The 10,275-nt window shown below is 58.7% G+C and carries 10 protein-coding genes; 8 read left to right on the top strand and 2 right to left on the bottom strand.

All coding sequences use genetic code 11. The features are described from left to right. The 7 genes from ACRC1E_RS09075 to ACRC1E_RS09045 form a co-directional block, all read left to right on the top strand. Positions 1-197, top strand: a 197-nt coding sequence (locus tag ACRC1E_RS09075; protein WP_438514777.1) for a hypothetical protein, incomplete at its 5' end; no start/stop codon positions are given. A gap of 90 nt (positions 198-287) precedes the next feature. Beyond that, a complete protein-coding gene (gene sbcB, locus ACRC1E_RS09070; RefSeq protein ID WP_438514776.1) occupies positions 288-1,754 on the top strand; it encodes an exodeoxyribonuclease I in 1,467 nt (488 codons plus the stop codon). Positions 1,755-1,790: 36 nt separating this feature from the next. Further along, positions 1,791-2,735 carry a tRNA (adenosine(37)-N6)-dimethylallyltransferase MiaA gene (gene miaA / locus ACRC1E_RS09065; RefSeq protein WP_438514775.1) on the top strand — a complete coding sequence of 315 codons (945 nt, stop codon included), beginning with the start codon at positions 1,791-1,793 and terminating at the stop codon, positions 2,733-2,735. Between the two features lie 41 nt (positions 2,736-2,776). Beyond that, positions 2,777-3,289, top strand: a complete 513-nt coding sequence (locus tag ACRC1E_RS09060) for a MarR family transcriptional regulator (protein WP_438514774.1) — start codon at positions 2,777-2,779, stop codon at positions 3,287-3,289. 55 nt (positions 3,290-3,344) lie between these two features. Continuing rightward, positions 3,345-4,772, top strand: a complete 1,428-nt coding sequence (locus ACRC1E_RS09055; protein WP_438514773.1) for an efflux transporter outer membrane subunit — start codon at positions 3,345-3,347, stop codon at positions 4,770-4,772. Further along, positions 4,773-5,915 carry an HlyD family secretion protein gene (locus tag ACRC1E_RS09050; protein WP_438514772.1) on the top strand — a complete coding sequence of 381 codons (1,143 nt, stop codon included), beginning with the start codon at positions 4,773-4,775 and terminating at the stop codon, positions 5,913-5,915. It begins immediately after the preceding gene. Positions 5,916-5,924: 9 nt separating this feature from the next. Continuing rightward, positions 5,925-7,466: a DHA2 family efflux MFS transporter permease subunit gene (locus ACRC1E_RS09045; RefSeq protein WP_438514771.1), complete on the top strand. Its 1,542-nt coding sequence runs from the start codon at positions 5,925-5,927 to the stop codon at positions 7,464-7,466. A 52-nt stretch (positions 7,467-7,518) separates the two neighbouring features. On the opposite strand, the gene ACRC1E_RS09040 is transcribed toward ACRC1E_RS09045, so the two are convergent. Both ACRC1E_RS09040 and ACRC1E_RS09035 read right to left on the bottom strand, forming a co-directional pair. Continuing rightward, entirely contained in the window at positions 7,519-7,866 is a 348-nt protein-coding gene (locus ACRC1E_RS09040; protein WP_438514770.1) for a RidA family protein, read from the bottom strand. Positions 7,867-7,978: 112 nt separating this feature from the next. After that, complete coding sequence (locus ACRC1E_RS09035) at positions 7,979-9,160, bottom strand: DesA family fatty acid desaturase (protein WP_438514769.1); 1,182 nt, start codon at positions 9,158-9,160, stop codon at positions 7,979-7,981. A 147-nt stretch (positions 9,161-9,307) separates the two neighbouring features. Here ACRC1E_RS09035 and ACRC1E_RS09030 point away from each other — a divergent pair. Then, a partial coding sequence (locus tag ACRC1E_RS09030; RefSeq protein ID WP_438514768.1) for a YdgA family protein occupies positions 9,308-10,275 on the top strand: 968 nt, incomplete at its 3' end.

Here is a 10,275-nt window from a genome sequence, read left to right as displayed (position 1 = left end):
GCGAGTGTTTGGCATCGCCAAGCACTCACACCTATCGGTTGTTCGTGTTGTTAAAGAGCAGTGCCTATCCGCTTGTTTCGTTTGCGGCGTCAGCTGAGGAGGCGAAATATACGCACTACAGGCAGGGGCGTCAAGCATTGCAGGACGATAAAACACTAACAAAATCTAAACACAACACGCAATCACCGCTATCTTGATGATTTAAAAAGACAAACACAAGCACACACACAAACGGCAACACCCGACTATCTACACTTGGGTTACCAGATAGCCGCAAACGAGCATCAATGCGACAATCGCAACCATTCCTATATACCGGCTACACCATCATGCATGCCCATACCTTTCTCTGGCACGACTATGAAACATTTGGCGCTATTCCGCGCCAGGACAGACCCGCACAATTTGCAGGCATACGAACCGATAGCGAACTCAACGAGATCGAGGAGCCGGTCATGCTTTATTGCCGCCCCAGCCCCGACTTTCTCCCCTCGCCCGAGGCCTGCCTGATTACCGGTATCACCCCACAGTATTGTCAGGAGCACGGTGTGGCTGAAAATGAATTCGCCGCCGTTATCCTGCGCGAGTTTTCCCGTCCGGGAACAATAGGCGTCGGTTACAACTCGATACGCTTCGATGACGAGGTTACCCGCTTCCTGTTCTGGCGCAACCTGATGGACCCTTATGCCCGTGAATGGCAGAACGAATGCGGACGCTGGGACATTCTGGATGTGGCACGCGCGATGCACGCACTACGCCCTGACGGGATAGTCTGGCCACAAGGCGAGGATGAGTTACCCAGTTTCAAGCTGGAAAAATTGACCGCAGCCAACGGCATCCAGCATGAAGCGGCACATGATGCCTTATCCGATGTCCGTGCAACACTGGCGCTGGCACGCCTATTCCGCCAGCGCCAGCCCAAGCTATTCGATTTTTGCCTTGCCCTGCGCAAAAAAGACAGCGTGCGCCACCAGATCAGCCTACATGCGCCGGCACCATTTATTCATATTTCGGGCATGTATGGCGCTGCACGCGGCAATCTGGCGCTGGTTTGGCCGCTGGCAGAACATCCGACCAACAAGAATGAAGTCATCGTCTGGGATCTGGCGCATGACCCGCAAGAGTTGGCAGGCCTAAGCGCCGACATCATCCGCCAGCGCCTGTTCAGCTCCCGTGAAGAACTGGAAAGCGCCGGCTTGCAGCGTCTGCCGCTGAAGACTATCCATATCAACAAATCTCCGTTTGTATGCCGGGATATGCGTGTACTCACCGCAGCGCGAGCAGAAGAACTGGGCGTTTCCATCGACCTTGCCCTGCTGCACGCAAAAAACGCACATGCCCTGCCGCCACTCGATAGTTTATGGAAAGCCGTATACCGGCGCGAAGCCATGCCCCCGCTGGATGTCGACGAAGCCTTATATGGCGGTTTTGTATCACCGGCCGACAGACGCACTCTGGAGCACCTGCGTACACTCTCGGCAACGGCGCTGGCCGCAGAAAAACCGGCGTTTACCGACCCGCAACTAGGACGACTGCTATTGCGCTACCGTGCACGCAACTATCCTGACTCGCTGACACCACAAGAACAGCAAGGCTGGCAGCACTGGTGCTACAAGAAACTGAACGAGGGTTGCCCGCCGGGGCGCACCCTAGAAAACTGCATGAACGAGATTGCCGAACTGCTGCCGACTGCGGATGAGCGCAAGCAAAACATTCTGGCCGACGTCGAAGCCTGGGCACTGCAATTCGCCTGAACCATGCACACCGCCCTTATTAAAAGACAACACATCATGACATCGACTCCCCGCGCCATTCTGCTCATGGGGCCTACGGCTTCGGGCAAAACCGGTCTGGCACTGGAACTGGCCCGCCGCTATCCGCTGGAAATCATCAGCGTCGACTCGGCACTGGTCTACCGCGACATGGACATCGGCACAGCCAAACCCGGCATGGCGGAAATGGCCGCCTGCCCACATCACCTGATCGACATCATTGCACCGACCGAGGCCTACTCGGCAGCCCAGTTCAACGACGACGCGACGCGGCTGATTCACGAAATCAGCGCGCGCGGCAATATTCCGCTGTTGGCCGGCGGCACCATGCTCTACTTCAAGGCCTTGCGCGAAGGTCTGTCCGAACTGCCGCAGGCCGATGCAATGCTGCGGGCACGTCTAGACCAGGAGGCCGCCGAACTGGGCTGGCCGGCCATGCATGCACGTCTGGCAGAACTTGACCCCATCACCGCCGCACGACTGGCACCGGGGGATGCGCAGCGCATCCAGCGGGCACTGGAAGTGATCGAACTTTCAGGCCAGCGACTGTCGTCACTGCATGCGCAGGGGCGCACCGATGCCGCACCATTCGATATGCTGCCATTGGCACTGATTCCATCCGAGCGCGCATGGCTACACCAGCGTATCGCCCTGCGTTTCGAACTCATGCTGCAGGCCGGTTTTCTGGACGAAGTAAACGCCCTGCGCCAGAAATACCCCGAACTCACGCTGACACTGCCATCCATGCGCTGCGTCGGTTACCGTCAGGCCTGGGAGCATCTGGATGGCTTATACGATAGCGCCAGCTTTATCGACAAGGGCGTTGCCGCTACACGCCAATTAGCCAAACGCCAACTGACATGGCTACGCGCCATGGACAAAATAGAGCTGGACTGCATGATGCCGGATCTGCTCACTCCAGCCTGTACCGCCATTGATCACTGGCTGACGCAAAACACATAAATTGCTTGAGCAATTTTGTCACGCCCGTTACCATCAAGGGCATGACAGAATCCATCCTACCCTGCACTCCCCTCGTTCAACTGGAAGATGCGGTTGATCGTATTGCCAGCAAGATGCCAGGCTCCCCGCGTGAAGAAGTCACCCTCACGCGCCTGCACTTTTATACCCAGTTGCAACTCGATGCCTGGTTCAACGCCTCGCTCAAACCTTACGAGCTGAACGAAACCATGTGGATGGCCCTGATGCTGATTTACTCCTGTCCGGACGAGCGGGTCAGCCCGTCAGATATTTCGTCTGCCATGACCTTCTCCCGCACCAATGCCACTCGTGTAGTCGACGAACTGGAAAAGAAAGGCTGGATCCAGCGGCGCCCCTGCCCGGGTGACAGGCGTAAAACCGAACTGGCCTTGACGGTATCCGGCCTTGCTCTTATCCAGCAAGTTCTGCCGGTGCAACGTGCCCGCCTCAAGGAGCTATGGCAGGACTTTTCCAGCGATGAACGCCGGCAACTCGAAACTCTGGAGCGCAAACTACTGGCACGCCTGACCGGCTAAAGCCGGCGCGCATAGCGTGCTTGCACGCCCATATAGTAACCAAAGTGACTATCACATGAATTACAAAATAAATCACTATCGAACTAAACTGCCCCTACTTGCCGGCTGTGCGCTACTGCTGCTGTCTGCTTGCGCAAACATGAAGGACGGCCAACCCCGCGCCATTGAGCTGACGCCAGCCAGCTATGGGCTAGATGCCGGCGCCCGGCAACCGGTTCAGGCACAGGGCGCATGGTGGAAGGCATTGCAACAGAAAGAGCTTAACCAGCTGATAGACCATGCCCTTGCGGCTCATCCATCACTGACGCTGGCACAAGCCCGCATCCGCCAGGCCGGCGCCAATCTCGCACTGACGGATGCCGGTGATGGCCCGCAACTGGATTTACAGGCCTCACACCAGCGCCTGCGCATCTCGGAATATGGTCTGCTACCACCGCCACTTGCCGGCAACTGGTTTTCGCTAAACCAGCTTTCGCTGAATCTATCCTGGCGGCTGGATTTCTGGGGCAAGACCCGCGCCCTGCTTGCCGCCGCCAACAGCCAGCAACAGGCCGCCCGGCTAGAAGCCGAAGACAGCCGCAACTGGCTGGCCAGCGCCGTCACCGCCCAGTACTTCGAATACATGGCGGCCCGACATAGCCTGCAACTACTACAGCAAGATCAGGGCTTGCTCGCCAGCCAGCTCAAGCAGGCACAGGCTTTGGTAGCCTCCGGCATCGCCTCGGGAGATGCCAGCGACAGCGTGCTGCGCGAGCAACAGCAACTGGCTACACGTCTGGCTACCGCCAATATCCGTATTGCCCAAGCGCGTCACGCGCTCGCGGCCCTCACCACCCTGCCCGACACACAATTGGCCGGATTGCCGCTGCACCCGCTGCCACAGTGGCAGCTGGACAGCAGTCAGCTCAGTACACGCGCACTGGCGCGCCGCCCGGACATCATGGCACAACAGGCTAGGGTCGAAGCCGCAGCATCCGGCATCAAGGCCGCCAAGGCCGATTTCTACCCGGATGTAACACTGGGTGCGGTTGCCGGACTACAGGCACAGAACCTGGGCGACCTGTTCAGCAGAGGCGCGCTTGCCAGCGCCATCACCCCCGGGTTCACGCTGCCCTTATTTCATTCCGGCGCGCTCAATGCCGCACTGGATGCGCGCAGCGCGCACTACGACGCGGCCATCGCGTCTTACAACCAGACACTGCTGGCTGCGATACAAGAAGCGGCCGACAGCGTCAGCCAGACTCAAGGCAGTCAGCAGGCGTATACAGCGACCCGCGCTGCGCTCGTGACGCAGGCGCGCATTGCACGCCGCAGTCACAGCCGGCTAGCCAGCGGGCTGATCGCCCCCAGCCAGAACATCAATGACCAGCGCCACACTTTGGCGGCTGCGCTGGAGAACAACGAAGCCCATGCACGCCAACTGCAGGCACAGACTGTCCTGCTGCGCGCATTGGCCGGCAGCACCGCAATGGAGAACAAGTAAATGCCCACCAAAGACAAAACAGCCCGCAACAAAGCCCTGCTGAAACTAACACTGGCCGTTGCGCTTGTCGGCATTGTGCTCTTGACCTACTGGCTGCTGTTTCTTAAGGGCAAGGAAAGCACCGATGACGCCTACGCCGCCGGCAACCAGATTCCAGTATCGGCCCAGATCGGCGGCACCATTACCGCCATTGGGGCCGAAGACACCCAGCAAGTCGAGGCCGGCAGCGTACTGCTACAACTGGACCCTGCCGATACCACACTCGCATTGGTACGCGCCAAAGCCGAGCTGGCTCAGGCCGTGCGTCAAACCCGAACCCTGATCACCGGGCAGAGTAAACTCGAAGCCATCGTTGCCGAGCGCCGCACGGCGCTGTCCCGTACCGAAGGCGACCTCAAGCGCCGCGAGCAGGCAAGACAAGATGACGCCATCGGCCAGGAAGAACTGCAACATGCACGCGAAGCCGTCAACGGCGCCCGCCCAGCCTTGCAGGTGGCCGAAGCCGATTTGAAAGCGCAACGCGAACTCATCATGTCGGACACGGTGGCCAAGCACCCGCAAGTGGCACGTGCCGCCGCCGTGGTACGTGAAGCGGCGCTCGCCGTGGAGCGCACCCGTGTCCTGGCGCCGGCCCAAGGCCAGATCGCAAGACGCAGTGCCCAGTTGGGCATGCGCATCCAGCCCGGCACTCCGCTGATGGCACTGGTGCCGATGAACAGTATGTGGGTGGATGCCAACTTCAAGGAAAGCCAGCTGAAAAACCTGCGCATCGGCCAGAGTGCAACCGTACATGCCGATGTTTACGGTGGCGATGTGAGCTTCAAAGGCAAGGTGGTGGGACTGGCCGCCGGCACCGGTAGCGTGTTCTCCTTATTACCGGCACAGAACGCCACCGGCAACTGGATCAAGGTGGTACAGCGCGTACCGGTACGCATTGCGCTGGATCCGGCAGAACTGCAACAGCATCCGCTGCGCCTGGGTCTGTCGATGAACGTGACCGTCGATATTTCCGACACCAGCGGCCCGCTGGTCAGCAAAGCACCGGCGGGCAAGCCGCAATTGTCGACCGATATCTACAGCGGCCAACTGGCGCGAGCCAACGCTCAGGTCGCCCAGATCATCGCGGCCAATCTGGGTCAGTAAGGATAAAGCATGCCGCTACCACCACTAGAAGGTGCGCGCCGCGCCTGGGTCACGCTGGCCTTGTCGCTGGCCGTGTTCATGCAGGTACTGGACACTACCATTGCCAACGTCGCCATCCCCACCATCGCCGGCAACCTCGGCGCCTCGGCGAGCCAGGGCACCTGGGTGATAACCTCCTTCGCCGTCGCCAACGCCATTGCCATCCCGATTACCGGCTGGCTGGCCAAGCGGCTGGGCGAAGTCAGGCTGTTCCTGTTTTCCACCTTGGGCTTTGTCGTGACCTCATGGCTGTGCGGCGTGGCGCCCAATCTTGAAGCGCTGATTCTGTTCCGCGTACTGCAAGGCGCACTGGCAGGCCCGATGATTCCGCTATCGCAAAGCCTGTTGCTGGCGGCTTACCCGGATGCGAAAAAGGGAATGGCACTGGCCTTATGGTCGATGACGGTGATCGTCGCGCCCATTTTCGGGCCTATCCTAGGCGGCTGGATCTCGGATAACTGGCACTGGAGCTGGATATTCTTTATCAATGTGCCCATCGGTCTGGCCGCAATCGCCATCAGCTGGAAAGAACTCAAGGGACGCGAAACGGCCATCACGGCCCAGCCGATAGACACCATCGGGCTGGTACTGCTGGTGCTCGGCGTGGGTGCCTTGCAAATCATGCTGGACCGCGGCAAAGAGCTGGATTGGTTTTCCTCGGGGGAAATCATCGCGCTGACACTGGTGGCCGTGATTGCGCTGGCCTATCTGGTGGTCTGGGAAAAACACAATCCGCACCCCGTGGTCGACCTGAGCCTGTTCCGCCACCGCAACTTCCGCGTCGGCGTGCTGTGCCTGAGCGTAGGCTTCATGCTTTACTTTGGTACGGTGGTGCTGATGCCGCTCTTGCTGCAGACGCAGATGGGCTATACCGCTACACAGGCCGGGTTGGCGATGGCACCTATCGGCATTTTGCCGGTCATCCTGTCGCCCATCATCGGCAAAAATGCGCAGCGACTGGACTTGCGCTGGATCGTCACCGCCAGCTTTCTCATGTTTGCGGTATGCTTTTACTGGCGCACCACTTTTAACCCGCAGATGGACTTCGCTTGGGTGGTGTGGCCGCAGTTCATTCAGGGCATTGCCGTAGCCGGTTTTTTCATGCCGCTGACCATGATCTCGCTGGCCGGACTCAGGGCAGACCAGATTGCCAGCGCCTCCAGCCTGTCCAACTTCATGCGCACCCTGTCCGGCTCGATCGGCACCTCGCTGATCACCACCTTGTGGGAACGGCGTGAAGCGGTACACCATGTAACGCTGGCCAGCAATGTGTCGGTCTACGATGCCAACACCGGTACGGCACTGACACAGATGCAGGCGGCCGGACTCAGCCAGCAGCAAGCTGCTGCCCTGATTGCAAACGACATCACCCGTCAGGGTTTCTTCATCTCGGCCAACGAGATCTTCTGGCTGTGTGCCATTCTGTTTATCGCCCTAACCGTCGTGGTCTGGTTTGCCAGGCCGCCATTCAAGCCTGCCGGTGGCGGCACGGTGGTGGACGCCGGCCATTAAACACAAAAGCCCCGCTACTTTCGCAGCGGGGCTTTTGATTACGGGGTGTCGCTCAGCGCTCGGCAACAACCTTGATTTCGACCTTCCATGCCGGATTAGCCAGCTTGGCCTGTACCGTAGCACGCGCCGGAGTCTGCCCCGGAATCACCCATGCATCCCACGCCGCATTCATCGCCGCGTAATCGGCCAGATCCGCCAGATAAATCGTCGCATCCACCAGCTTGGCCTTGCTCGAGTCCAGTTCAGCCAGTATGGCGTCGATCTGGGCCAGTACATTGGCGGTTTGCGCCTGGGCATCCGCCTCGGTGTTTTCCGGTACCTGACCGGCCATAAAGATCAGGCCATTGCTGACAACGGCTTCGGCCAGACGCGCACCGGCTTTGTGGCGATATAAAGACATGGCAATCCTTTGTTAATATGTAAGTGACAAAAGCATAGTGTACCCATCCCGCCCGCGAATGCAAAACGGCCCTCCATGACAAGAAGGCCGTTGCCGAAACAGAATAGCGCAATCAGGCCAGCGCTGCCCCGCGCAACTTGCGGCTAAACTCTTCCAGCGCAGCAATGCCGCTTTGCTCGGCACGAATACACCAGTCCTGCAACTCCTTGACCAGCTGCTCGCGCGTCAGGGTAGAACGCTCCCACAAGCGGGTCAGCTCCTGACGCATACTGTACACCGTAGTGAGTACGTCACTATGTGCCAGCACCTGAGCCAGTTGCGCGCGCTCGGCCTCCGGCGTGTCCTTGGCATCCTGCTTGAGCCAGATCTTCATCTTGCCACTGATTGCCGGCCCGCCCAGTTCGGGCACGTGGATTTTGGCCAGTTCGCTGTGATACACCGCCTTGAGCTCACGCGCATAACGTGCGGCAATGGCGTAACGATTGGCAATCACCGCCTGCAGGCTATCAGCCGTCACCACATTGCGGTTGGCATCCACGATCAGGCGCGGCGCCACCTTGCGCACCTTGGCCAGGTGCAGAATCTCGAGGATGCGGATATACATCCAGCCGATATCGAACTCGAACCATTTGTACGACAGTTTGGCCGAGGTACCAAAAGTATGGTGGTTGTTATGCAGCTCTTCACCGCCCACCAGAATGCCCCACGGGACGATATTGGTCGCCGCATCTTCATTTTCGAAGTTACGGTAGCCCCAGTAGTGGCCGATACCGTTGATCACGCCGGCAGCCCAGAACGGAATCCACAGCATCTGTACCGCCCAGATCGACAGCCCGGCAGGCCCGAATAGCACCAGATTGATAATCAGCATCAGCACCACCCCCTTGCCGGTGTGACGCGTGTACAAGTTGCGCTCTATCCAGTCGTCGGGCGTACCGTGACCGAACTTCTCCATAATGCTTTTATCCTTGCAGGCGGAGCGGTACAACTCGGCGCCCTGCCACAAGACCTTACGTATTCCCAGCACCACAGGACTGTGCGGATCTTCAGCCGTCTCGCACTTGGCGTGATGCTTGCGATGAATAGCGGCCCACTCTTTGGTCACCTGGCCCGTTGTCAGCCATAACCAGAAACGAAAGAAGTGGCTGGGAAGCGGATGCAAATCCAGCGCACGGTGTGCCTGATGGCGGTGCAGAAAGATAGTCACGGCCGCAATCGTGATATGGGTCAAGCCCAGCGCCACCACTATATAGCCCCACCAGGGAAGATCTAACAAACCATTAAGCCACTGCATCTCGAGCTTGCACCTTGAATTAGACAGATTGCTCGATTCTATCTTTTATTTTTATGGCATGGCTATTTTTATTGCAGGGGATGGCCATCGTCAGCCGGAGCCGAATATTGTAAGATGCCAGTCTGGATTTATTCTCAGGCAGGACCCGTGAACATCAAGAAACAAAGCTGGAAACTGGCAGCAGCAAGCGCCGTGACCTTTGCCGCCCTTTATGGCGGCTTTTCCTACTGGGCAGGCATCAAGGCCGAGGAGACGCTAAGCGAGCAGCACCGCCTGCTATCCGGCATGTCGATGTTTACCATCAAGTCGCACAGCTATCAGCGCGGCTGGTTCTCCTCGACCGAAACCACCGAGCTTGAGCTGAACAAAAACCTGCTCGGCCCTTATCTGGGTGCATTGCCGGAAAACCTGCGCCCGCTGCTGGCTGGCACGCTGCGTTACACCAACAAGGTCCAGCATGGTCCCCTGCCCGGTCTTTCCGGCTTTAACCTGATTCCGGCACGGGCACTGGTTACCACCGAATTCGACATGAGCCCGGCTACGCGCAAGACGCTATCGCGTTTCTTTGGCGAAGCCGAGCCGATTACCGTCATCAACCGTCTGGGCTTTGGCGGCGGCGGTGAACTCAAGGTCAATATTCCCAAGTTCGATTACGAAGAAACGCTGGCCGGCGTCAAGATGAACTGGCAGGGCTTCGACCTCAAGGTCGACTATGGACGCGGCTTCAAAGAATACCTGCTGGAGGCCGACTCGCCGGGGTTTGTCCTCGATGCCGCCAGTAAAGGACGTTTTGCCTTTGACGGCGTGCGTTATCTGTCGGATGTACGCCCCGGCGACAGCGGCGTACGTCTGGGCACTGGCGAGCTATCGGTCGGCAACATCAAGCTGGGCTGGAAGGAAGGCATCCCTTACAGCATCAAGCTCAACGAGCTGATTTATCTGGTGACCCGGGTACGCGTAGGCGAATTTATCAACCCGTCCGGAGAGCTCAAACCCTCCGATATCGAGCTGAGCAAGCTGCACTACCAGATCGTCACCAGCGAGCAGGATGCGTTCGTCAATACCCGCGGTAAGCTTGATTTCGATACTTTCCGCTACGACACCCAGAAATACGG

The sequence above is a fragment of the Craterilacuibacter sp. genome, from assembly GCF_051659485.1.
GTDB lineage: Bacteria > Pseudomonadota > Gammaproteobacteria > Burkholderiales > Chromobacteriaceae > Craterilacuibacter.
This window is presented reverse-complemented; position numbering and strand designations above follow the sequence as displayed.